This window comes from Xanthomonas nasturtii, assembly GCF_001660815.1.
GTDB lineage: Bacteria > Pseudomonadota > Gammaproteobacteria > Xanthomonadales > Xanthomonadaceae > Xanthomonas > Xanthomonas nasturtii.
In genome coordinates this window covers 1-22,535 of sequence record NZ_LYMI01000004.1, presented here as the reverse complement: position 1 = coordinate 22,535, position 22,535 = coordinate 1, and the positions used below count along the sequence as shown (strand labels likewise).

Annotated in this window: 16 protein-coding genes, 1 tRNA gene and 3 pseudogenes; 11 read left to right on the top strand and 9 right to left on the bottom strand. The window is 62.2% G+C overall.

The window, feature by feature from the left end:
• Positions 1-79 precede the first annotated feature (79 nt).
• The 4 genes from A7D16_RS01975 to A7D16_RS01960 all read left to right on the top strand — a co-directional run bounded on the left by A7D16_RS01975 (position 80) and on the right by A7D16_RS01960 (position 6,987).
• Positions 80-3,016 (top strand): TonB-dependent receptor, encoded by a 2,937-nt coding sequence (locus A7D16_RS01975; protein ID WP_064629345.1) that lies wholly within the window; start codon positions 80-82, stop codon positions 3,014-3,016.
• A gap of 692 nt (positions 3,017-3,708) precedes the next feature.
• Positions 3,709-5,397 carry a glycoside hydrolase family 6 protein gene (locus A7D16_RS01970; protein WP_082925691.1) on the top strand — a complete coding sequence of 563 codons (1,689 nt, stop codon included), beginning with the start codon at positions 3,709-3,711 and terminating at the stop codon, positions 5,395-5,397.
• A 342-nt stretch (positions 5,398-5,739) separates the two neighbouring features.
• Positions 5,740-5,829: a tryptorubin family RiPP precursor gene (locus A7D16_RS23955; RefSeq protein ID WP_064629343.1), complete on the top strand. Its 90-nt coding sequence runs from the start codon at positions 5,740-5,742 to the stop codon at positions 5,827-5,829.
• Between the two features lie 117 nt (positions 5,830-5,946).
• On the top strand, positions 5,947-6,987 hold the full coding sequence (locus tag A7D16_RS01960; protein WP_064629341.1) for a cytochrome P450: 1,041 nt from the start codon (positions 5,947-5,949) through the stop codon (positions 6,985-6,987).
• Positions 6,988-7,139: 152 nt separating this feature from the next.
• Here the strand turns inward: A7D16_RS01960 and A7D16_RS01955 are convergent, their stop codons facing one another.
• From A7D16_RS01955 to A7D16_RS01935, 5 genes are all read right to left on the bottom strand, one after another.
• Positions 7,140-8,192 carry a LacI family DNA-binding transcriptional regulator gene (locus A7D16_RS01955; protein WP_064629339.1) on the bottom strand — a complete coding sequence of 351 codons (1,053 nt, stop codon included), beginning with the start codon at positions 8,190-8,192 and terminating at the stop codon, positions 7,140-7,142.
• 52 nt (positions 8,193-8,244) lie between these two features.
• A complete protein-coding gene (locus A7D16_RS01950; protein ID WP_064629337.1) occupies positions 8,245-9,663 on the bottom strand; it encodes a M28 family peptidase in 1,419 nt (472 codons plus the stop codon).
• Positions 9,664-9,787: 124 nt separating this feature from the next.
• A complete protein-coding gene (gene mscL, locus A7D16_RS01945; protein ID WP_064629335.1) occupies positions 9,788-10,219 on the bottom strand; it encodes a large-conductance mechanosensitive channel protein MscL in 432 nt (143 codons plus the stop codon).
• A 62-nt stretch (positions 10,220-10,281) separates the two neighbouring features.
• The gene (locus A7D16_RS01940; protein WP_064629332.1) at positions 10,282-10,995 is read right to left on the bottom strand and encodes a fumarylacetoacetate hydrolase family protein; all 714 of its coding nucleotides are present in this window, start codon (positions 10,993-10,995) and stop codon (positions 10,282-10,284) included.
• A 219-nt stretch (positions 10,996-11,214) separates the two neighbouring features.
• Positions 11,215-11,490 carry a hypothetical protein gene (locus A7D16_RS01935; protein WP_064629330.1) on the bottom strand — a complete coding sequence of 92 codons (276 nt, stop codon included), beginning with the start codon at positions 11,488-11,490 and terminating at the stop codon, positions 11,215-11,217.
• 260 nt (positions 11,491-11,750) lie between these two features.
• Here A7D16_RS01935 and A7D16_RS01930 point away from each other — a divergent pair, with 260 nt between their 5' ends.
• Positions 11,751-12,092: a Rieske (2Fe-2S) protein gene (locus A7D16_RS01930; RefSeq protein WP_064629329.1), complete on the top strand. Its 342-nt coding sequence runs from the start codon at positions 11,751-11,753 to the stop codon at positions 12,090-12,092.
• Positions 12,093-12,246: 154 nt separating this feature from the next.
• Here the strand turns inward: A7D16_RS01930 and A7D16_RS01925 are convergent, their stop codons facing one another.
• From A7D16_RS01925 to thiS, 4 genes are all read right to left on the bottom strand, one after another.
• Positions 12,247-14,109, bottom strand: coding sequence for an SLC13 family permease (locus A7D16_RS01925; RefSeq protein ID WP_064629327.1), 1,863 nt, complete (start codon positions 14,107-14,109; stop codon positions 12,247-12,249).
• Between the two features lie 74 nt (positions 14,110-14,183).
• Positions 14,184-14,942, bottom strand: coding sequence for a tRNA (guanosine(46)-N7)-methyltransferase TrmB (gene trmB, locus A7D16_RS01920; protein ID WP_064629325.1), 759 nt, complete (start codon positions 14,940-14,942; stop codon positions 14,184-14,186).
• 172 nt (positions 14,943-15,114) lie between these two features.
• On the bottom strand, positions 15,115-15,909 hold the full coding sequence (locus A7D16_RS01915) for a thiazole synthase (protein WP_039405407.1): 795 nt from the start codon (positions 15,907-15,909) through the stop codon (positions 15,115-15,117).
• Positions 15,910-15,957: 48 nt separating this feature from the next.
• Complete coding sequence (gene thiS / locus A7D16_RS01910; protein ID WP_064629323.1) at positions 15,958-16,158, bottom strand: sulfur carrier protein ThiS; 201 nt, start codon at positions 16,156-16,158, stop codon at positions 15,958-15,960.
• Between the two features lie 189 nt (positions 16,159-16,347).
• Here thiS and A7D16_RS01905 point away from each other — a divergent pair, with 189 nt between their 5' ends.
• The 6 genes and pseudogenes from A7D16_RS01905 to A7D16_RS21035 all read left to right on the top strand — a co-directional run.
• Entirely contained in the window at positions 16,348-18,132 is a 1,785-nt protein-coding gene (locus A7D16_RS01905) for an autotransporter domain-containing esterase (RefSeq protein WP_064629322.1), read from the top strand.
• 117 nt (positions 18,133-18,249) lie between these two features.
• Positions 18,250-18,323, top strand: a tRNA-Gly gene (locus A7D16_RS01900).
• A gap of 171 nt (positions 18,324-18,494) precedes the next feature.
• Positions 18,495-18,644: pseudogene (locus A7D16_RS01895) on the top strand (transcriptional regulator); the annotation flags it as partial.
• A gap of 216 nt (positions 18,645-18,860) precedes the next feature.
• Complete coding sequence (locus A7D16_RS01890; RefSeq protein WP_064629320.1) at positions 18,861-20,558, top strand: type IV secretory system conjugative DNA transfer family protein; 1,698 nt, start codon at positions 18,861-18,863, stop codon at positions 20,556-20,558.
• A 266-nt stretch (positions 20,559-20,824) separates the two neighbouring features.
• Positions 20,825-21,037: pseudogene (locus A7D16_RS23950) on the top strand (hypothetical protein); the annotation flags it as partial.
• 503 nt (positions 21,038-21,540) lie between these two features.
• Positions 21,541-22,419, top strand: a pseudogene (locus A7D16_RS21035) (zeta toxin family protein); the annotation flags it as partial.
• Between the last annotated feature and the right edge of the window lie 116 nt (positions 22,420-22,535).

The window sequence follows — 22,535 nt, the reverse complement described above, 5'->3', positions numbered from 1 at the left end:
CGTCAGCCAACACCGCATTGCCGTGCCGGCAATGTCATTCGAAACGGTCGTGGATTGTCGTCATCCCTGGGAGGGGACCATGAAAAAGCTGCATTCGAACACCCGCCACACCCCATTGGCTGCCGCACTTGCGGCTGCGCTGACCCTGCTTGCCGGCGGCGCAAGCGCGCAGGACACCGCCAACACCGCAGGCGTCACCGACCTGGACAAGGTCATGGTCAAGGGCGTGCGCGGCGCGCAGGCCGAGGCCATCGAAAACAAGCGCAGCGCCGCGCAGATCATCGATTCGATCTCGGCCGAAGACATCGGCAAGTTGCCCGACGTCACCATCACCGATTCGCTGCAGCGCGTGCCCGGCGTGCAGATCCGGCGCTCGGCCGGCGAGGGCTCGCAGCTCAATATCCGCGGCATGCCGCAGGTGCAGACCACCATGAACGGCGAGCTGTATCTGAGCGCCGGTGGTGGCGATCAGTTCGGCCAACCCAACATCGGCCGCGCGCAGCCGGATTTCGTCGACATTCCGCCGACGTTGTTCAGTGGTGTGGATGTCATCAAGTCGCCCACCGCCGCCGATCTGGATGGCGGCATCAGCGGCACGGTGTCGCTGAAGACGCGGCGCCCGTTCGATCTACCCGAAGGCTGGACCTTCAGCGGCCAGGCCGAGGGCTCCTACGGCGACCGCGTGCAGGAACTCAACGAGTTGTATTCGGGGCTGGCCAGCTTCCGCACCGAGCGTTGGGGCGCCCTGCTGGCGGTGTCGTATTCGGACGCCACGTTGGAGAACAAGCACCCCAGCGTGTATTCCAACGGCGCGCAGAAATCCACCGAACAGAACGTCGGCTTTGACTTCAACGGCGACGGGCGCATCGGCAGCAATACCGATCCGTCCAACCTGCCGCGCGACTACTTCTACAACTGGGTGGCAACGGAACTGGACAACCGCAGCACCGACCGCCAGCGTACCGGCGTCAATGGCTCGTTTCAGTTCAACATCAACGACTCCTGGACGTTGCTGGCCGATGCGGCCTATACCAAGCTCGAAGATCACGACACCTCGGTGGCCGCGCAGCTGCACACCGGGTGGGCAACCAATCAATTGCAGCCCGGCTCGGTAGTCGATCCCAACGGTGTGCTGGAATACGGCCAGTTCCGCTACAACCGCTTCCAGGCACACTCGATGGCAGGGGTGGCCGATTCGGATTCGCTCAACACCAATCTGGAAGTGCGCTTCGACGACGGCGGCCCGTTCCGTGCATCGTTCCGTTGGGTGCACGGCGATGCGCAGCGCACCTACGACGAAGCGCGTGCCGATGCGGTGGTGACGCGTGGCGACCAGATCACGCGTGCTGGCGGCGTCACCCAATGGGCGAATGCCAATGGCCTGCCCACCGTGGACGCCTCGGTGGATTTCCGTGGCACCTACCCGGCGGTCAATCTCGGCACCGATGTGTCCAACCCGGACAACTGGCAGCTGATGTCCACCTGGGCACAGGGCAACAAGATCGAAGCGACGATGGACGCCTTCCGCGCCGACGGCACCTTCGAGTTCGATGAAGGCGTGGTGCGCGGCTTCCAGTTCGGCATCCGCTATGGCGAGCGCGAGGTCAAGCTGGACACCTATCGCTACCTGTCGCCGGTGTCCACCACCTGCGCCGATCCGAACCGCTCGCTGTATTACTTCAAGGATCCGTTGATCGTGGACACCTGCAGTGGTGTTTCGGAAGCGCGCCTGCTGCCGTTCAATTCGATTCCCGGCTACTGGGCGTACTTCAACGATTTCGATCCGCTCAAGGTCACCGGCCTGGGCAGCCAGGGCTTGCCGGCAATCAACCCGCAGGTCATGAAGGAACCGGTGGCATATCTCAACAGCCTGTATCCGGGCAACGTGGCCTATCAGCAGGCTGCCGATTCGTACAAGGTCACCGAAAAGAGCACTGCGGCATATTTTCTTGCGAACCTGGAAGGTGGCACCGGCACTGCAGTGCCGTGGACGGCCAATATCGGTGCGCGCATCGTGCAGACCAAACTGGCGATCGACCAGTACCTGAGCAGCGGCAATGTGTTTATCGGCAATGTGGAATGGAATGGCGTCAGTCCGGCGATCGGGACCAACCGCTTGAACCGTCAATACACCGACGTGTTGCCCACCGCCAACCTGTCGCTGGACATCACCGACGCGCAGAAATTGCGTTTTGCGTACAACAAGGCTGTCGCACGGCAGGACCTGCCCGATCTCGGACGCGGCCTGGTGAGCTTCTACGCCGTCAACGGCACGCCGCCGCGCAACCCGGCGCTGCCCTCCGATGCGGTGCTGTTCCTCAACGGCCGCTCGGGCAACCCGGATCTGGATCCGTACCGCGCCACCAACTACAACGCCTCGTGGGAATGGTATTTCTCCGATGCGTCGTTGATCAGCGTGGGCGCCTTCCTGATCGATGTGAAGTCGTTCCCGACCACGGTGACCAACATCGAACCGCAGCCCGACGCCGATGGCGTGATCCGCCTGGGCGGCCCGGTGGAGCGCATCGTCAACGGCGGCGGCGGCAAGATCAAGGGTTTCGAAATCGGATACCAACAGGCGTTCGACTTCCTGCCGGGCTGGTTGAGCGGGTTCGGCACCAACATCAACTACACCTTCTCCGACGCCGACACCGACAACACCGATATCGAAGGCAACACGTTGCCCATCGGCGACAACTCCAAGCATCAGGCCAACGCGGTGCTGTGGTATCAAAAGGAAAAGCTGCAGGCGCGCGTGGCCTACAACTGGCGCAGCAAGCGCTTCAGTCAGGTCAACAGCGGTGCATGGGGCGATGAGCTGGCGATCTGGAACGATGACGTCGGCTACCTGGACGCGTCCTTCAGTTACGACGTCAACGACCATCTGACGCTCTACGCGCAAGCCACCAACCTCACCGGCGAAAGTGAGCGGCGTTACGCACAGTGGACCAACCACTACTACGACCAGAACATCTTCGAGCGCCGTTACTACGCGGGCCTGCGTCTGCGGTTTTGATGTGATGGCCTGATGCGATGCACTGATGTGCGACACGGCGCACCCTCGCGCCGTGTCGCACGCGCGGTTGCGTTCGTCCTCTCCAAGCGGTCATTGCGCGTTCTTCCCGTCGCCGTTTGATGCGGCGTTGCAATACGTTCGACGGTCACGTCGAACACCCTCCCATTCGGCCGCATCGTCGGGAAGCGATGTGGCCGTTTTTTTGTGCGTGATGGCACATGGGTTTGCGCAGTAATGCCTGCAGTTGAAATGCTGCTGCAGTCAGTCTCTGGATCTGTGTCCAACCGCAATGTTTGACGATTGTGTAGCGCAAACAGGCGGCGTAGTCTCCGCATGGCGAGCCCGACATCCCAGCTCGCACATTCGCTCCCTGGAGATACTCCGCACACTCATGGAGGCAGTCGTTGCGACATCATTCGCAACGCTAGGTTCGCCTCCAACGATTCTGAGGTCTTAGGTGTTTCGCTTTGGTCGCTGCGCAGGCCTGTTGGTTTGCGTGTTTGCCTGCGTCTCACCCACGTACTGCCGTGCCTGTCCTCTTCGGCTTGCTGCCGATGGAGTGGCGTCGTTCGGCAACAGATATTTCCAACGGGTGCCCTGGAAAATTAAAGAGGCCAATAAGAGCGGCCAATCATAAAGGCTGCGTTTTATCTGTAGCGCATCAATCTCCTCCGAAAAAATAGGAAAAAATCATGAAATCCAGTACTGGCATCCGTCGGAATCTCAAGCGCACACTGACCGTGGCGCTATTGGCCGCCAATCCGTTCGTCATCGCGAATGTTTGCGCGCAAGTCCATGTCGATAATCCTTTCGTCGGTGCAGCCGGTTATGTCAATCCGGATTATGCAAAAAAGGTCGATGCATCGATTGCGAAAGTGAAGAGCGTACCGTTGAAAGGCAAGATGGGCGTGGTGAAGACGGTGCCTACAGCGGTCTGGCTTGACCGCATTGCAGCGATTGCCGGTGGTTCGCAGAATGCAGGGCGGCTGAGCCTGAGAGGGCATCTGGATGCCGCACTGGCGCAGAAGAAGGCCAATACGCCGATCACCGCCAGCTTTGTCATTTACGATCTGCCGGGGCGCGATTGCCATGCGCTGGCGTCCAATGGTGAGTTGCCGTTGACCCCCGCTGCCCTGGAGCGCTACAAGAAAGAATATATCGACGTCATCGCAGCCATCTTTGCGGACCCGAAATACAAGGACATCCGCATCGTCAACGTGATCGAGCCGGATAGCCTGCCGAACCTTGTCACCAATTTGAATGACATGCGCTGCGCGCTGGCCAATTCCACTGGCATTTACGAAGAAGGCATCAAGTACGCCCTCAATAAATTGCATGCCGTTCCCAATACCTACAATTATCTGGATATCGGGCATTCCGGCTGGTTGGGCTGGGACAGCAACCGCGGCCCCTCCATCGCGCTGTATACGCGTGTGGTGCAGGCAACCAATGCCGGCCTGGCCAGCGTGGACGGCTTCGTCACCAACACCGCCAATACCACGCCACTGAATGAGCCGAACCTGCCCAACCCGGAGTTGAGCATCAATGGCCAGCCGATCAAATCGGCGAAGTACTACGAATGGAATCCGTATTTCGACGAAGCCGATTTCACCCAGGCCCTGTACAGCGGCTTCGTCAATGCGGGCTGGCCGAGCAGCATCGGGTTCATTGTCGATACGGGCCGCAACGGTTGGGGTGGACCCAATCGCCCGGCCGGAGCGTCGGGCAACGACATCACCAGTTACGTCAATTCCGGCCGCATCGATCGCCGCCTGCATCGCGGCAACTGGTGCAATCAGAGTGGGGCGGGCATCGGTGCCTTGCCGGTTGCCGCGCCTGGTCCGCATCTGGACGCCTATGCCTGGGTCAAGCCGCCGGGCGAATCCGATGGCTCCAGCACCCTCATTGCCAACAATGAAGGCAAGGGCTTCGACCGCATGTGCGACCCCACCTATACAACCGCCGATGGCGTGTTGACCGGTGCACTGGCCGGCGCACCGATCTCCGGTGCGTGGTTTCATAACCAGTTCGTCGAGCTGGTGAACAACGCGTACCCGGTCATCGCAACAGCCAGCACTGCGGCGGGGGCCACTTCCGCGCCGGTCACCACGCTGAGTGCAACGCGTGGTCTCACCGCCACGGTTGGCGACAGCCGGGTCAAGCTGAGCTGGTCACCAGTGCCGGGAGCAACCAACTACACGGTGCAGCGCCGTGCCGGCGGCGCCGGTGCATTCACCACGGTGGGGACCAATGTCGCAGCAGCGTCATATGTTGATTGGTCCGTCACCAATGGCGCGAACTATGACTACGTAGTGACGGCAAACAGTATGGCCGGGAGCAGTGCGCCATCGGTTGTGGTGCGTGCCAAGCCCGTCAAGTGATGCGCTCGGATGGACACAGGCGACGCCGGTGTCCATCCATCGTGAACGTCACGCGTGGCTGCGACGACAGCGATGTCGTGGCGATCTGATGTTGTGTTGAAAAGCCTATGGCGGCCAACTGGCCGCCATGGCCGTTTGTACGGAGTGCGAAGTCATGTGCGTCAAAGCGCGCATCGCAACAATACGGTTGCCGTGGGGTGGCGAATCTGTGCGCGCACGCAATGTTCCTGGTTGCGCGCTGGGATTAGTTTGGTGTGGCGAGCGCGACCATGGCCGCTCGCGTTGTGCGTCGCCGATTGTGCAAATGCCCATCAGGGCGAACCAAACCACTCCCCAAACAGGATGTCGCTCATGAAGATGCTGTTCTCACTGAAGAATCTGTTGGCTTCCAAGAAAAGCCTGAAGTCCTACGCCTGGTACATCTGGTACTGAGCACGACCGCAAGCGCGGCCGAAACCGCATTGTGTGTCGTGTGATGTTGGTCATGCCCGCCCGCGCGAGGCAAGCGTTTTGCCGGACGCGGGCGTCAACGAGCGCAGAGCGATCCCGATGTCTCCATCCACTAGCGCCGACTTAGGCCGGGCGACTGTCTTCGCGCCGCGTTTGCTGGCGCTGCTGCAAGAGCATACGGGCAAGGACGTCTTTCGGCTGGATGTCGATACCGTTGGCGTCGCTGGCCCTTTGGTCACGCATCGTCTGCTCGCTGCACGGCCTGCCACCGAGGCCGAGCGGCCGACCTTCAAGCCGCTGCAGGGGCGCTCGATTGCTCGTACGCAGGCATCCAAGCTGATGCAGGCCATCGGACGCGATGTGCGCGAGGCACTGAAGCGGCCCATTCCGGCAGACGTGGATCTGTCCGGGCCATGGCCGCACGTGGGGCACGTGTATTTGCGCGATCTGCTGCTGGGTGGCGACCCGCTGCGTTTACGCATGTTGATGGACCGCACCCTCGAGCTGACGCCCAAGCTGACCTGGGTACTCATCGCCGCCGGTGCAACGAGACCGCTCACGTTGCAAGCCAACGCATCGGCACTGGCGACCCTGACTGCCGCCGCAGATGGCTACGATGCGCGTCGCTTTGCCATGGGCTTGTATCGACGCACTGCAGCGCCGGTGTGCTTTACCATTTCCACCCTGGTCGCCAATGCCCTTTGGCTTGGCGCGCCGTTCGACCCGGACATTTCCAGCCGCAGTATCGTCTACGAGTCGCTGCGTCTGTTGCCGCCGTCCTGGAATATTCTGCGTAACGCATCGCCGGAATATCCGCTGCTCGATACCCGCATCGGCGCGCAAGACGATGTGTTGGTGCTGCCGCTGCTGAGCCATCGCGACCCCGCGTTGTGGGAGGCGCCGGATGCATTTCGCCCAGAGCGCTGGAACCAGCTGGATCCGGATGATCAGCCTGGCTATTTCCCGTTCGGTCACGCGTCGGAGCGCTGTTGGGGCAGGCACATGGTGATGCCCCTGGCGGAGCAGTTGCTGGACATCCTGCGCAATCAGGGATTGACCGTCAGTCCGCGGCAGCGCCAGGCACACGTGCCGTTGGCGGGATTGCTCGGTGTATCTCAGGTCGATATGGTGCGTGGCTAGTGCATGCAGCTTGCTGATCTGCGTGTATGCAACGGCGAGCGCATTGCATCGGCGTGGTGAGATGAGCGAAGAAAGTTGCATCAAGATCGCAGACGCACACTGCCGCCGCAGCCAGCCTCTACCCAATCGCCGCACGCTCACGCGTCGATGCATTACTCCTCGGGCGGTGCAGCCGTGGAGCCGCGCTTGACCACGGTGTACTTCATCACCTGATGCACGCCGTGTGCTGCGTCGCCCTTGCGCCGTTGGCGAATGGCGTCTGCAAGCAACGATACCGCCGCCCGGCCCATCGCGGTGACCGGTTGATGCACCGTGGTGAGTTCCGGCCAGATGGTGGTGGCCACCGGCGTATCGTCGAAGCCAGCGATCGAGACATCTTCGGGCACGCGCAAACCCAATCCGTGCGCCACCGCCACCGCTGCGGCAGCCATGTCGTCGTTGCTGCAGAAAATGGCGGTCGGTGGTTGCGATTGGGCCAACAGGCTGCGCGCGGCGAGCAGGCCGGAGCGATAGGTGAACAATCCCTCGGCGATCAAGGCATCTGCCACGGGCAGGCCAGCGGCCTGCAGGCTGTCCAGATAGCCGTTGGCGCGCAGGGCACTTGGGGTGTGTTTGGGGTCGCCCTTGATCAGTGCGATACGGCGATGCCCGAGTTCGATCAGATGCGCGACGATGGCGCGTGCGGCCTGGTAGTCGTCGATGCGCACCGAGCTGATTTGCGCCATCGGCGCGCCACTGGCCACCGCCACCACCGGAATGCCGCGTGCGTCGAGTTCGGCAATGGTCTGGCGCGAATCGCATAACGGCGGTGGCAGGATCACGCCATCCACGCCGGCCGCAAGCAAGCGCTCGGTCGCCGCACGCTGGCTGCGGATGGCGCCGCATTTCTCCACCAGAACCTGGCTGCCATTGAGGCTGCTCTGCTCAAGCAGCCCGAGCATGAACTGATTGAGATAGGCCGCACTGGGGTTGCTGTACAGCACACCGATGCGCAACAAGCCGCTGGTGCGCAGCGAGCGCCCGGCCAGATTCGGCCGGTAGCCCAATGCCTGCACCGAGGCTTCCACGCGCACGCGCATGTCTTCGCCTACGTGCGGGTGCCGATTGATGACGCGCGAGGCCGTCATCGGCGACACCCCGGCATGTTTGGCGACGTCCAGCAACGTCGCCGCGTTGTTCGCACTGCGTTGCCGCTTGACCGCCATCGTGTGTGCTCGTCCTGGAGTGGAAACGCCAACGCAGTGCTGCGTTCCCAGATTACTCGCTAGGCGGTTGCACGCCCTTCGCACGGCTGCCGAAATCGCCATCGGCTTCTGCTGCGAGATACGCAAACACGGTGTAGGCGGCCACGTTCTGCGCCAGCGCCTTCGGGTCGATCTTGTCCAGCGTGTCGTCGGCGGTGTGGTGCAGGTCGAAGTAGTCGGTACCGTCCTGCGCCAGCCATGCCCAGGCGCCGCCCTTGGCGGAAATCGGCCCGACATCCGGACCTGGGCCACCCTTGCTCGGTTCGTAGGCGATACCTAGCGGCGCGAGCACCTCGGCAATCTGCTTGGTCGCTGCACGCGAGTCGTCCGGGGCCGCCGCGCCGGTATTGAACGCATAGATGCGCCCGGCGCCGAAATCGCTTTCTGCGCCGATCTGATGCAGCGCCATGTCCTTGGCATCCCTGCCGTGCGCGGCGGCATAGGCCTTGCCGCCGTACAGGCCTTGTTCTTCGTTGGCGAAGGCCACCACACGGATGCTGCGCTTGGGCGCTTGCTTCAGCTGGCCGATCAGATGACCGGCGGCCATGGTGATTGCCACGCCGGCGCCGTCGTCGATTGCGCCGGTGCCCAGGTCCCATGAATCCAGATGCCCGCCGATGACCACCACCTCCTTGGGCTTGCTGCGCCCGGTGATTTCGCCGATGACGTTGTATGAAGTGGCCGTGCCGTCCCAGCCGCAATCCAGCGCCAGCCGCAGGCGCGTGCCGCCCAGTGCAGCAAGGCGAGCCAGTTGGTTGGCATCGGGCACCGACAGCGCCGCCGCCGGCACCGGCGTCAGGCCCTCATCGAAACGGGTGATGCCGGTATGCGGCACGCGGTGCGAGTCGGTGCCGGCCGAGCGCATCACAAATCCAATTGCGCCCTTGCGAATCGCTTCCGATGGACCCTTGCTGCGGACTGCGCCGCCATTGCCATAATCCTTGCCGTCGAGCGCCTTGACCATCTGGTAATCGACGAACGCGATCTTGCCGGCCAGCGACCCCGCCGGCGCGGCCTGCAGCGCAGCGAGCGTCTCGAAGCGCACCACCTCGCCTTCGACGGTGCCGCCGGGGCTGCCGCCCAGCGCGGTGATGGTCAATGGCTGCGCGTGCGCGCCCACTACCGCTGCATGTTCGCTACGCCGTTCCCACTTGGGAAAGGTCACCGGCTCGGTCCACACCTTGTCGAAGCCCAGGGACTGAAACTTGGCCTTGGCCCAGGCCACTGCACGCGGATCTGCTTCGCCGCCGGCAATGCGCGGGCCCACTTCGGTGGTCAGCGATTGCACCACCGCAAAGCCGGTGTCATCGGCCAACGCCTGCTCGCGCAATTGCGCCGCGGTGCGCAATGCGCTGTCGGGAATGCTGGTCTGGGCGGCGAGCGCGGAGGAGCAGGCGAGTAGGGCAGAGATGGCAACAGCGAGGCGACGCATGCAGGGCGGCTCCAACGACAAGGGGGACCCCGAGCTTATCAGCGCGGCGTCCCCCGTCTGCGTGCGAAAGGTCATCCTTCTGCGCGAAGTTGCGCGGCGGGATGCATTCGTTGGTAGCGTCCGCTTACAGCGCGCCCGGCGGCTTGAGCGCGTCGTTCTTGAGCGAGTCGCGAATCTCGCGCAGCAACAGCACTTCTTCGCTCGGGCCCTTCGGGGCATCGGGCTTGCGGTGGGTCACGCGGTTGATCAACTTGACCACCAGGAAGATCGCAAAGGCGATGATCACGAACTGCACGACGGTATTGATGAAATCGCCATAGCCAATGGCAACTGCCGGGATTTCCTTGCCGGTGGCATCGACGCCTGCGGGCTTGAGCACCCACGCCAGACGCGAAAAATCCACATTGCCGATGGCCCAGCCGATCGGCGGCATGATGATCTTCTCCACCAATGCGGTGACGATCTTGCCGAACGCCCCACCGATGACCACACCGACCGCCAGGTCGATGACATTGCCGCGCATCGCGAATTGCTTGAATTCGCTGACCATTCCCATAAGGCACCCCAAAACTGCGGTCGCGGACCAACTGCCGCAGCCCGATCGTAGCCGGCCCGATGTCAGCCCGCGATGATGCCGTGGCGCTCGGCAACGTTTTCCAGGCGTGCACTGAACTGGTCGCCCGGCAACAACGGGCCGACACCGGCCGGCGTGCCCATGAAAATCAGATCGCCCGCGCGCAATGCATAGAGCTTGGACAGCTCATGCAGGATTTCCGGCACAGTCCAGATCATCTGATCCAGCAACGACTGCTGACGCACCTGCCCATTGACCTCCAGCGAGAGATTCAACGCCTCCAGCGCGCCGACTTCGCCGGCATGCACCAGCTCGCTGATCGGCGCGGAGTGATCGAAGCCTTTGGCGATGTCCCACGGCAGGCCCTTGGCCTTGGCAGCGGCCTGCAGATCGCGGCGGGTCAGATCCAGGCCCACGCCGTAGCCGTAAATCAACGCGTCGGCCTGTTCCACCGGCAACGCGCCGGCCGGCGCATCGCTGCCCAGCGCCACCACCAGCTCCACTTCGTGGTGCAGTTCCTTGGTGCCGGGCGGGTAGGGGATCTGGTCGCCGTGACCGACCACGATGGCGTCGGCAGGCTTCATGAAAAAGGTTGGCTGGCCACGCTCGGCCTTGGAGGCCGGTGCGGTGGCGCCCATCTCGCGCGCATGGTCGGCAAAGTTGCGCCCGACGCAGTAGATGCGGTGCACCGGAAAACTGCCGCCGCCGACCACTGGAATGCGCGGGACATCGGCAGCGGGAATCACATCGTGGGTCATGCGCGCATCCTCAAGAACGGGACGCGTGAGTCTAGCCGCTTGGCCGTGTCCGGCGGAACCTTCACTGTTGAAGCGAGCGCAGACCACAGCTCACGCAACAGGAAGGATGTGACACCCCTCAACGCACATCGGCATGTGCGAGCACATGCCGATGCAGGACAGGGGGTGCTTCACCCCCGGTGCGAGACGCAGCGGGTGTGCGGCACAAGCGAAAGACGCTCAGTGCGACAACGGCAACGCGGGCTTGCGCACCACGCGATACTCGGCTTCAACCACGCGCGCCTGCTGCGGCGTGCGGCGGTTCGATTTGCTCAACACCTTCCAGGCGATGCCGCCCAGGATCATGGCCGCGCCAACGAACACGCTGAAGAAGATCAGCACCGCCAGGATGACCAGGCCAGCCAGGCCGGCGGCAACGCGCACCAACGGGTGACGCGGTTTGCGCGGCGCAAACAGGTGGTGGAGGTTGCCGAATTGGAAGATGCGTGCAGGCATGGCGGTGGGCTGCCGGGCAGGAAACAAGCGCGCAGTATCGTTGCGGTTTCATGTCATTGAGTGAAAAGTTCGTTAAGCGGTGCTGCGTTTTGCAAGCGCGATCACATGGTGCGTGCGGGGCAAGGCCTCTGCGGCGCGGGGATGGCCGGTTGGCCGGGGGCGGCCATCTCTTCAGACGCTTGCAGCCGTCGCCCCCAGGTGGGCAGTGCTGCCCAGGCGCGCATGCCACAATTCAGGCCCATCGTTGTCCGGTCGCCTGCATGTCTTCGCCATCGCCCACCACGCTTGCCGCGTTGACGCAGATTCCCGATGCCGGATTTCTGGAGGTCGAAGCCGTGCTGGATGGCGGGATCGAATCGGTGGTGCTGTACCGCGACGGCGCGCAGGTCCGTGCCTGGTTGAACATCTGCCCGCATGCCGGTCGCCGGCTGGACTGGGCGCCGGGGCAATTTCTCAAGACCAAGGACGGGCAATTGGTCTGCGCCGCGCACGGGGCGGCATTCGAACTCGATGCCGGCGAATGCGTCAGCGGCCCGTGCCGTGGTCAATCGCTGTTTGCGGTACCGGTACGGGTCCAGGACGAGCAGGTGCTGCTGGGGTAAGCCCGACGCACACTGGCGATTTAGAGCGGCTGGCAATATCGCGCGGAATCAGCAGGTGCGTGGACGAGACGCAAAGCCGCGTGTGCGAGCGAACATGCCGCAGCTTGCACCGGCTGCCAATGCTGCGGCGAGCGCAGTCGTTTGCTAGCCGCTTTTAGCGCGCCGCCCACCAGAACATCAGGTTGATCATCGACACCATCACCACGGTGTAGATCAGCGACAGCGGTGCGCCCACGCGCCACAGCTCGCGCGGTTGATAGTTGGCAGGGCCGGCCACCATCGAGATCACCGGGTTGGAGGCGGTCATCAGATTGTTGGATGCCGACAACGCCACGATCAGCGCAAACGCCGTCGGGTTGCCGTTGGCGGCCAGCGCCAGATTCACCGCAATCGGCACCATCACGATGGTCGCACCCACGTGGCTGATCACCAGCGAGAATGCCGTGGTCAGCAACGCCAGGCTGATTTCCAGCGCCCACACCGGGATGCCTTCGGGCAGGCGGTCGATGGTGTGGCCGGCCACCCAGGCCGCAGTGCCGCTGCTGTCCATCGCCCAGCCGAGCGGGATCAGCCCGGCCATCATGAAGATGGTCTTCCAGTTGATCGAGGCGTAAGCCTCGTCCATGCGCAGCACGCCGCTGACCAGCATGCAGGCCACGCCGGTCATCAGCGTCAGTGCCACCGGCAGGCGCGAGGTCAGCGCGATCAAGATGGTGAAGGCGAAGATCGCCATCGCGATCTTGAACTTGTGCGGGCGCTGCTCGCCTTTCGGGAAGTCGGTGACCGGCACGAAATCGCGGCTTTCCGCAGCCTGCGCCAGGTCCTGCCAGATGCTGTGGAAGACCAGCATGTCGCCGGCGCGCAGCGGCACGTTGCGCACGTCCTCGCGGATCACCTGTTTGTCGCGGTTGATCGCCAGCAGGCTGATGCCGGCCTGCTTGCGCAGCCGCAGCTCGCCGGCGCTCTTGCCGATCAACCGCGAGTTGGGCGGGATCACCGCTTCGGAAATGCCTGCAAGGCTGGGGTTGAACAGGTCGCCCAGGTTACGTAGTCGCGAGGACATGCGCAGGAAGTGGTTCTGCGCAAAGTCTGTCACGTCTTGGCGCTTGCCCATCGCACCCAGCACACTGCCGACCCAGATGCGCATGTCCGCCGGCGGTGCCAGGCGGGTGTCGTTGCCGGTCTTCAAGGCCAGCAGCAGCGGGGCGTCATGGATGGCTTCGGCCTCGCCCAGGGTCATGCCGACCAAGGGGCTTTCGGCGCTGACGATGAGTTCGAACACGTCGCCGTCGATGCCGTAGGTCTTGGCGAAATAGCTTTCGGTGCGCGAGGGCGTGACGCCTTCGTTGATCAGGCGTTCTTCTTCGATCAGCTTGCGGTCGCCGTAGAAGCGGAAGTACAGCAACGCGGCGATCAGCAGCGCCACACCGATCGGCAGCGGCGCGAACATCGTCAACGGTTCGATGCTGGCCATGCCCGAGGGGAGGTTGTTGTTGGCCGACACCAGCAGGTCGTTGAGCAGGATCAGCGGCGAGTTGCCCACCATGGTGAGCGCGCCGCCCATCACGATGGCCGCGGCGATCGGCAACAACATGCGCTGCAAGGTAAGCCCGGTACGCGCAGCCAGCCGCGAGGCGACCGGCAGATACAGCGCCATTACCGACGGGTTCTGCATGAAGGACGAATTCAAGCCGGAGATGGCCAGCGTCATCATCATCAGACGCTGCTCGCTGCCGTGCGAACGCCGCAGCAGCCAGGTGGCCAACCGGTTCAATGCACCGGTGCGCTCCAGCCCCGCGCCGAGAATGGTGGTGGCGATGATGCTCATCACCGCATTACCGGAGAAACCACCGAACAGTTCTTCCGGCGCCACCAATCCGGTGACACCGAGCACCACCAGCACGATCAACGCCACCACGTCGGCGCGAATGCGCTCGAACAGGAACATCGCCATCGTGAAACCGACCAGCCCGAGGACGAGCTTCATATCGTTGGTCAGCGTCAGCGCGGTGTCCATTGGGGGCCGGGATTCGTGATTCGGGAGTGGGGTTCGTTGAGCTGCTGCGGCGTCGGGTGTGCGGGAAGGCGCTGTTACGAATCCCTAATCCCGATTCCCGAATCCCGGTCATAAACCAGATCCCACACGCCATGCCCAAGCTTCTGGCCGCGGGTTTCAAAGTGGGTCTGCGGGCGCCAGGCGGGGCGTTCGACGTGGCCGCGCGGGCCGGCGCGGTTGACCAGGCCCGGTGTGGCGTCGAGCACGTCCCACATCTGTTCGGCGTAATCGGCCCAGTCGGTGGCGGCATGCAGGCGGCCGCCGTCGCGCAGCTTGCGCACCAGCAACTGGGCGAAGGCGGGCTGGATCAGGCGACGCTTGTTATGGCGCTTCTTGTGCCACGGGTCGGGGAAATAGATGCGCACCTCGTCCAGCGCGCCATCGGCGATCTCGTGTTCGAGCACTTCCACCGCATCGTGGTGATACAGGCGCACATGCGTGCTGCCATCGTCGTCCAGCGCGTTGAGCAGGCGGCCCACCCCGGGTGCGTGCACCTCGATGCCGATGTAATCGCGGCTGGGGTCCTGCTGCGCGGCAAAGCGCAACGCCGCGCCATTGCCGAAGCCGATCTCCAGCACCTTGTGCGCGTCGCGTCCGAATGCGGCATCCAGATCGCGCGGCGTGCCGGTGTAGTCCAGCCCGAAACGCGGCCAAAGCTCGTCGAAGGCGCGCTGTTGCGCGGGGGTGAAACGGCCCTGGCGCAACACGAAGCTGCGCACCTGGCGGCGGCCTTCTTCGATGGTGAAGGGCTTGGGCGGCATCTTGGCGCCGTCACTGGTGAAAGGATCAGTCATGAATTAGGTCATCGGCAAAACGAGAGCCCCTCTCCCACCGGGAGAGGGGTTGGGGTGAGGGTACGGCGTGAGGAGGCACTCGCAGCAACGCGCGATCTAGCAACGGCAACATCCGGCACGCCACACGGCCAATCATTGCGCATCGACCGCACTGTCAACGCAGCATCTCCCCTCATCCAATCACGCCATCCACCGGACTCGACGCCGACGCATACCGCTTGCGTGGAATCCGCCCGGCCAGAAACGCCTCACGCCCGGCCTCGATCGCCTTGCGCATCGCGCTGGCCATCAGGATCGGATCGCGCGCGCCGGCAATGGCGGTGTTCATCAGTACGCCGTCGCAGCCCAGCTCCATCGCGATCGCCGCATCCGAGGCGGTGCCCACGCCGGCGTCGACAATGATCGGCACCTTGGCGTTTTCGATGATTTCCAGCAGGTTGTATTTATTCTGGATGCCCAGGCCCGAGCCGATCGGCGCCGCCAGCGGCATCACCGCCACGCAGCCGATCTCTTCCAGGCGCTTGGCCAGGATCGGATCGTCGGAGGTATAGACCATCACCTCGAAGCCGTCGGCCACCAGCTGCTCGGCGGCCTTGAGCGTCTGCACCACATCCGGGTACAGCGTGCGCTCGTCGCCCAGCACTTCCAGCTTGGTGAGGTTGTGGCCGTCCAGCAGCTCGCGCGCAAGCCGGCAGGTGCGCACCGCATCGTCGGCGGTATAGCAGCCGGCGGTGTTGGGCAGCAGGGTGTAGCGCTCCGGCGGCAGCACGTCGAGCAGGCTGGGCGCATTGGGGTCCTGGCCGATATTCACCCGGCGAATGGCAACCGTCACGATCTCGGCCGCCGCAGCCTCGGTGGCCAGGCGGGTTTCGTCCAGATCCTTGAACTTGCCGGTGCCGGTCAACAGGCGCGAACGGTAGCGTTTGCCGGCGATGACCAGCGCATCAGAGGGGGCGGGATTCGTCATGCGGCAATTATCACCGATCGGGCGCGGATGCGCCGGCCTGCGCGGCAATCAACCACCGCCCAGCGCATGCACGATTTCCACCACATCGCCCTCGCGCAACGCGTGTTCGGCATGCCGCCCGCGCGAGACGATTTGGCCGTTGACCTCCACCGCCACACGTCGCTGTGCCAGCCCTTCCTGTTCAAGCAGGGTCGCTAGCGGCAGGTTGTCGGGAAGCGTGCGCGGGGTGCCGTTGAGTTGAATGTTCATGGCATCATTGTTGCATCGCGTGCCGCCCCGGCGCGCGTTTTTGCGTTATGCGGCAATGCAGCGTGAGCGCGGGCGGCAAGGGTGAAACCATTGCCATTCGCCGGCGTACGTATTGCAAGGCCGGTCCGGTCCCATCCACTTCAAGCAGGCACTCCCATGGCTTCAACACTTCGCCCGATCCGCTCCCTGATGGCGGTCGCCATTGCTCTTGCGGCCACCCCGGCCATGGCCGAGTCGGCCTTCGACCGGACTGTATTTTTCGGTGACAGCCTCACCGATAGTGGCTATTACAACCCGCTGCTGCCGGCCGCTTCGCGCGCAGTCACCGGCAAGTTCACCACCAACCCCGGCTGGGTGTGGGCCGAATATGTCGGCGACCACTTCGGCACCAACGCCGCGCCCAACGGCAATGGCCAGGTCGGCGACAACTACGCCGCCGGCGGCGCGCGCATCCAGGCCAGCTCGGTCAGCGCACTTGGCGCCGCACCGTCGGTGACCAGCCAGATCAACACCTACCTCACCGCCAACGGCGGCCGCGCCGACCCGAACGCGCTCTACACCGTGTGGGGCGGCGCCAACGACCTGCTCGCCGCAGCCACCGTGCCGGCACAGGCGCAGGCCATCATCGGCAGCGCGGTCACCGCACAGGTGGGCGCCGTGGCGACCCTGCAGAACGCCGGCGCGCGTTACGTCATGGTGCCGACCATTCCGGACGTGGGCATCACCCCGCGCTTCCGTGCCGGCGGAGCCGCTGCGATGGCGCAGGGCACCGCCGCGGCAACCGCCTACAACACCGCACTGTTCAACGGCCTGCGTTCGGCCGGCCTGCGCGTGATTCCGGTCGATACCTTCCACATCCTGCAGGAAGTGGTCGCCGATCCGGGCACCTACGGCTTCAGCAACGTCACCAGCACCGCCTGCAACCCGGCGGTGCCGCTGCCGGCGTGCAACCCCACCAGCCTGGTCGCGGCCAACGCGCAGAACAGCTATGTGTTCGCCGACGGCATCCACCCGACCACCGCCACCCACCAGATCCTGGGCCAGTACGCCATCTCGCTGCTGGAAGCGCCGCGTCTGCAGCAGGCGCTGACGCATTCCGCGCAGGCGATCGGCCGCGCACGTGCCGACCAGGTGGCCTGGCATCTGGACGGCAAGCCGGACGCCGACGGCCTGCGCTGGTGGGGCAGTGTGCGTGGCGACATGCAGCGCTACGACCATGCCGATCTGTACGACGGCATGGCGCCGGCCGGCCTGTTCGGTGTGGATTGGAGCGCGGGTGATGTCGTGTTCGGCGGCTTTGCCGGCTTCGGCAGCATGGACGCCGACTTCGGCAACCGTAACGGCAGCTTCAAGCAGGACGACACCACCCTGGGTGGCTTCTTCGGCTGGTACACCGGCCCGGTGTGGGTCAACGCCCAGGTCAGCTACAGCTGGCTGAGCTACGACGTCGACCGCGAAGTACAGCTTGGGCCAGCCACGCGCGTGCACAGCGGCTCGCCGGACGGCAGCAACCTCACCGCCGCGGTCAACGCCGGCTACTCGCTGGGCGAAGGTAACGTCAAGTACGGCCCGGTGGTCGGCCTGACCTGGCAGAAGCTCAAGCTCGACGGCTACACCGAAAGCAACGAAAGCTCTACCGCGCTGGGCTATGCCGACCAGGACATCGACTCGCTGGTCGGCCGTATCGGCTTCCAGGTGCGCCTCGACGGTGCGGCGGTCAAGCCGTACCTGCAGGCGACCTACGACCACGAGTTCAAGGACGGTAGCGAAGCCAGCGCCTGGCTGCAGTCGATGCCGGAAGTGGGCATGTACACCGTCCCGGGCCAGAACTTCGATCGCAACTACGCCACCGTGGTGCTGGGGGCACGCACCGGCCTGTGGGGCCTGCAGAGCAACGTTGGCCTGAGTACCACCACCGCGCAGCGCAGCGCCCGCGATGCAACGCTGTTCGTGAACTTCAGCGGCAATTTCTGACCCACGCCGAATCGCTGCAGGTAGCACGTACAAGACACGAGGGCCGGGCAACCGGCCCTCGTCACGTCTGCGCATTGCGCCCGATGCCTACACCCGCCTAAACTCTCCCAGCGCCGTGCGGGCGTAGCTCAATGGTAGAGCTGTAGCTTCCCAAGCTACTGACGTGGGTTCGATTCCCATCGCCCGCTCCAGTCTTGCGAATTTCAGCGCTAAGTCGTTGGCCGCGCTGGCTAATCCTCCCGGTTGAAGACCGCTCCGAACGACCTCCCGAGGTATCGTTTGAGATATCGCTTTGCCAAAGCCCCTCTTGCTGCATCGGCCGTCAGGCATCTAGTGCGCTTTTGGGCTCCCGCTAATTTGCAAGGGCAGAGAAGGGTGTCAACGGGTGCGACTTGCGCACCGCCAAGCGCCTGGCCGATGCCCTCGACATGCCACTGGCTGCCTTCTTCGCCGAGACCGATGAGTTGGCAGATGCCATCCAAGTGCTCGCCAAGCTCTCCGTCGAAGAGTAGTGAAAGGTCGTCGCCGAATTGCAGCTCTAAGCCCAGCGTAGCAATCAGCCGAGCCCATCGTGCATCGGGCCTCGCTGGTGTCTTGGATCCGTCAGACAATTTCTATACAGATGCCAATGTGCAACCGATCTGAACGGGCGGTGTGATCCTGTAATCTTGCGAGCGGACGGTCGTTTTCAAACAAGCCAGGGATCCGAGCATGGAAGGCATGGCGTTATGAGCGGAAAGATCAAGATCGGTGTCGCCATCGGGCTATTGCTGTTTGCCTTGGTCGGAGGACTTTTTCTCTCCGGCCAGTTGATCTTGATGCTGTTGAAGGTGGCTGAGCCACTCACCTTCACCACCTACTGGTCTTACGTCAAAGCGCTCGGCCTCCCGCAGTTCGCTCCCTACGCGACCAAGATCAAGCTGGCTGGTGTCTTCGGCTTCGGCGTGCCGCTTCTGGCCTGGATCGCACTGCTGATCCCGCTGTTCAAGCCGAAGGCCGCCGCTTTGCATGGCGATGCGCGCTTTGCTTCTGGCAGTGATCTGGCTAAGAAGGACATGCTCAAACCGTCGCCAACCGGCATCGTGGTCGGCAAGCACGGTGGCAAGCTGGTGCGCTTGCCCGGTCAGCAGTTTGTGATCCTGGCCGCGCCCACGCGTTCGGGCAAGGGCGTGGGCATCGTCATTCCCAATCTGCTCGACTACCAAGGCTCGGTGGTGGTCCTGGATATCAAGCAGGAAAACTTCGAACTGACCTCGGGTTGGCGCAAGAGCCAAGGCCAGGAGGTCTTCTTGTTCAACCCCTTTGCCGAAGACGGGCGCACGCACCGCTGGAATCCGCTGAGCTACATCTCGCCCGATCCCGCCTTTCGCGTGTCGGATCTGATGAGTGTCGCGGCGATGCTCTACCCGGATGGCTCTGACGCCCAGAAGTTCTGGGTGAGCCAAGCGCGCAACGCCTTCATGGCGTTTACGCTCTATCTGTTCGATAGCTTGGACGATCAGATAAAGCGTAAGCATCCAAAAGAAATGTGGATGTTCCCAACCCTTGGGATGCTCTATCGCGTGTCGTCTGGGGACGGGAGCGACTTGAAGGGCTATCTTAAAAAGCTTTCCCAGCGCGACTTTCTGGGGCGCGACGCCAAGATGGCTTTTGACAATTTGCTCTCGCAAGCCGAAGAGACGTTCGCGTCGATCATGGGCACGTTCAAGGAGCCGCTCAACCAGTTCATCAACCCAATCCTGGATGCGGCCACCAGCGACAACGACTTCCTGCTGACTGATGTGCGCAAGAAGAAGATGAGCATCTACATCGGCATCCAGCCGAACAAGCTGGCCGAAAGCCGCTTGCTGATCAACCTGCTTTTCAGTCAGCTCATCAACCTCAACACCAAAGAGCTGCCGCAGAACAACCCGACTCTCAAACACCAGTGCTTGCTGCTGATGGACGAATTCACGTCCATCGGCCGGGTCGACATCATTGCAAGCGCGGTGAGCTACATGGCCGGCTACAACATTCGTTTGCTGCCCATCATTCAGAGCATGGCGCAGCTGGACGCGACCTATGGCAAGGATGTCTCGCGCACGATCATCACCAACCATGCCTTGCAAATTGTCTATGCCCCGCGCGAGCAGCAAGACGCCAACGACTATTCGGACATGCTCGGCTACACCACGGTGCGCAAGAAGAACAAGTCACACACCAGTGGCAAGCAAAGCAGTGTGTCCTACTCCGAGACCGAGCAACGTCGCGCATTGATGCTGCCACAGGAGTTGAAGGCGATGGGCTTTGACAAGGAGGTCTTTCTCTATGAAGGCATCCCAAGCCCGGTGCTCTGCGAGAAGATCAAGTATTACGAAGACGCCTACTTCACCAAGCGCTTGTTGCCGAAGGTGAAGATTGAAGCCTTACAGATGGTCTCCGCATGAGTGACAGCACACCTTCCAATGTGCCTCAGAATCGATTGAAGGCTGGTGGCAGTCACAGTCAACAGCTTCTGCGTGACCTGGCATTAATCAATGCGCGCACTGTGCAGCAGTTAGGGCCATTGCAACCGGGGGCGTCCGTAGCAACGCCTAAGCGCAAGCCCAATCTTCCACGTCCAATGCAACGCCTCAATCAGGAGGCTTTTATGACTCAGACCAACGATTCTTCCCCTGATTCGGTCGGCAAAAGACCGCCAGTGCCACAAGGCTTGCGCGAAAGCTTCAAGGATTACCCCGATCACATCGCGCGGTTGGAAAGTGCGCTCCAAGAGTCGGTCGATAAGCCATCGCCAATCACTCCGCCATTTGAGTTTGCGATCTGGGCGATCGAGGACTGTCTTGATACCTTTATCGACGAATCACGTGAAAGGCTCAGGGTTGCAGAACAAACGGGCGACCCAGAAGCAATCGCACTGGCGAAGGCAACGCATCTACTCATGCTTCATAGCGCCGCTAAGGGCACATGGAAGGGGCAGAACTTGATGGATTATTTTGGCTTCCCAAGTTCGAATTATCCCAATGGTCAAAGCCAGCGCACCGATCAGGATGTTCAAATGACACAAGAAAATTCTCCTTCATCTGGCTCGATTGACGAATATCCTCCCGTTCCTGAAGGGTTGCAGAAAATTTTTCAGGAATATCCTGAATATATAGATAGATTGAAATCGGCCCTCAGAGAGTCGGTGGATAGTCCGTCATTGGTCACTCCTCCCCTTGAACTTGCAATATGGAACCTAGAAGATTGCTTGGATTCCATCTTGGGTGAGGTCAATAGGGAGCTTAGGGAGGCTGAGGAGGACGGTGACCCCGTAAAATTGGAGGCGGCCGAGAAAAAGCGTAGGCAGCTTGGGCCTGCGGGGTTCAGTCACAACTGGAAAGGTAGCAACATGTTTGCCTACTTTGAAGCACGCGGAAATCGGCAGTCATGACCGGAATTCAAGACCCGCTTGATCTGGGACAGCACGAAGATATTTTCAGGAAGCAAATTCTAGCTGACCTGAATTTTGAGGGACTCTCAAGTTATGAAAGTCCTAGGGCAATCATTCTGGCGGGCCAGCCTGGAGCTGGTAAAGGCAGTTTAGCGCGAGCGGCAAGCAGCGATTTGCATGGTGATTCCATAAAGATCGATCCTGACGAGCTTCGCAGATATCATCCAAGGATAGATGAGTTTCGGCATGAAAATCCGTTCTATTGGTCAAGTCGGACTCATTCCGACGCAAGTCAATGGGCCGATGAACTGTTAGCGGAAGCTACCTCTTCAAAGAAAAATATAATTTTCGATACAACCTTGGCAAATGGGGAATGGGCATCGAAGACGCTCATTAAAGGTCTTCAAGACAATGGTTATGAAGTTGAGGTCCGCGCCGTTGCGTCACCTAAGCTAGAAAGCGAGCATGGTGTCGACAGCCGATTTACAGCGAATATCGACAGGGATGGCTATGGTCGTTATGTGCCTGAGGGCGCGCGTGATGCAATCTATAGCAGAATTCCGAGTAGTTTAGATACGATCCATGCAGTCAACAAGGTGCCGATCCGCATCTTCAATCGTGAGGGCATCGAGCTTTACGACAGCCGCACCGATGCACGCATGCCTGGTCAAGCGATGGAAGAAGCGCGCAACGCGCGGCTTAAAGATCCCGTTTTCACCGAGCATCTTCGGGAAGCCTGGCAAAAGCAAGTCGATTGGCACCGTGACTTGCCGGACCATGTCCAAGAGATCCCGAAATTTGATCCTGATGTCCAAGCAAAACTGCTTGAGGAGCATGCCAAGCTCCGGGTGAGCGATGTGGTTGCTAGTGCACTGAATCCGAGGAATCGGATGTGATGCGTCGAGTTGGATCAGCGAAGGTCCATTTCAGCGGTTTTGGGTTTTTGTTGTACTGGCGGATGTAGCGCATGAGCTTCTTATCGAGGTCTTTG

Excerpts from the sequence above, each read along its gene's own strand:
- A7D16_RS01950 (WP_064629337.1), bottom strand. The coding sequence starts at position 9,663 with ATGCGTCGCCTCGCTGTTGCCATCTCTGCCCTACTCGCCTGCTCCTCC.
- A7D16_RS01955 (WP_064629339.1), bottom strand. The coding sequence starts at position 8,192 with ATGGCGGTCAAGCGGCAACGCAGTGCGAACAACGCGGCGACGTTGCTG.
- A7D16_RS01935 (WP_064629330.1), bottom strand. The coding sequence starts at position 11,490 with ATGCCTGCACGCATCTTCCAATTCGGCAACCTCCACCACCTGTTTGCG.
- A7D16_RS01975 (WP_064629345.1), top strand. The coding sequence starts at position 80 with ATGAAAAAGCTGCATTCGAACACCCGCCACACCCCATTGGCTGCCGCA.
- A7D16_RS01930 (WP_064629329.1), top strand. The coding sequence starts at position 11,751 with ATGTCTTCGCCATCGCCCACCACGCTTGCCGCGTTGACGCAGATTCCC.
- A7D16_RS01915 (WP_039405407.1), bottom strand. The coding sequence starts at position 15,909 with ATGACGAATCCCGCCCCCTCTGATGCGCTGGTCATCGCCGGCAAACGC.
- mscL (WP_064629335.1), bottom strand. The coding sequence starts at position 10,219 with ATGGGAATGGTCAGCGAATTCAAGCAATTCGCGATGCGCGGCAATGTC.
- A7D16_RS01960 (WP_064629341.1), top strand. The coding sequence starts at position 5,947 with ATGTCTCCATCCACTAGCGCCGACTTAGGCCGGGCGACTGTCTTCGCG.
- A7D16_RS23955 (WP_064629343.1), top strand. The coding sequence starts at position 5,740 with ATGTCGCTCATGAAGATGCTGTTCTCACTGAAGAATCTGTTGGCTTCC.
- A7D16_RS01925 (WP_064629327.1), bottom strand. The coding sequence starts at position 14,109 with ATGGACACCGCGCTGACGCTGACCAACGATATGAAGCTCGTCCTCGGG.
- A7D16_RS01890 (WP_064629320.1), top strand. The coding sequence starts at position 18,861 with ATGAGCGGAAAGATCAAGATCGGTGTCGCCATCGGGCTATTGCTGTTT.
- A7D16_RS01940 (WP_064629332.1), bottom strand. The coding sequence starts at position 10,995 with ATGACCCACGATGTGATTCCCGCTGCCGATGTCCCGCGCATTCCAGTG.
- trmB (WP_064629325.1), bottom strand. The coding sequence starts at position 14,942 with ATGACTGATCCTTTCACCAGTGACGGCGCCAAGATGCCGCCCAAGCCC.
- A7D16_RS01905 (WP_064629322.1), top strand. The coding sequence starts at position 16,348 with ATGGCGGTCGCCATTGCTCTTGCGGCCACCCCGGCCATGGCCGAGTCG.
- A7D16_RS01970 (WP_082925691.1), top strand. The coding sequence starts at position 3,709 with ATGAAATCCAGTACTGGCATCCGTCGGAATCTCAAGCGCACACTGACC.
- thiS (WP_064629323.1), bottom strand. The coding sequence starts at position 16,158 with ATGAACATTCAACTCAACGGCACCCCGCGCACGCTTCCCGACAACCTG.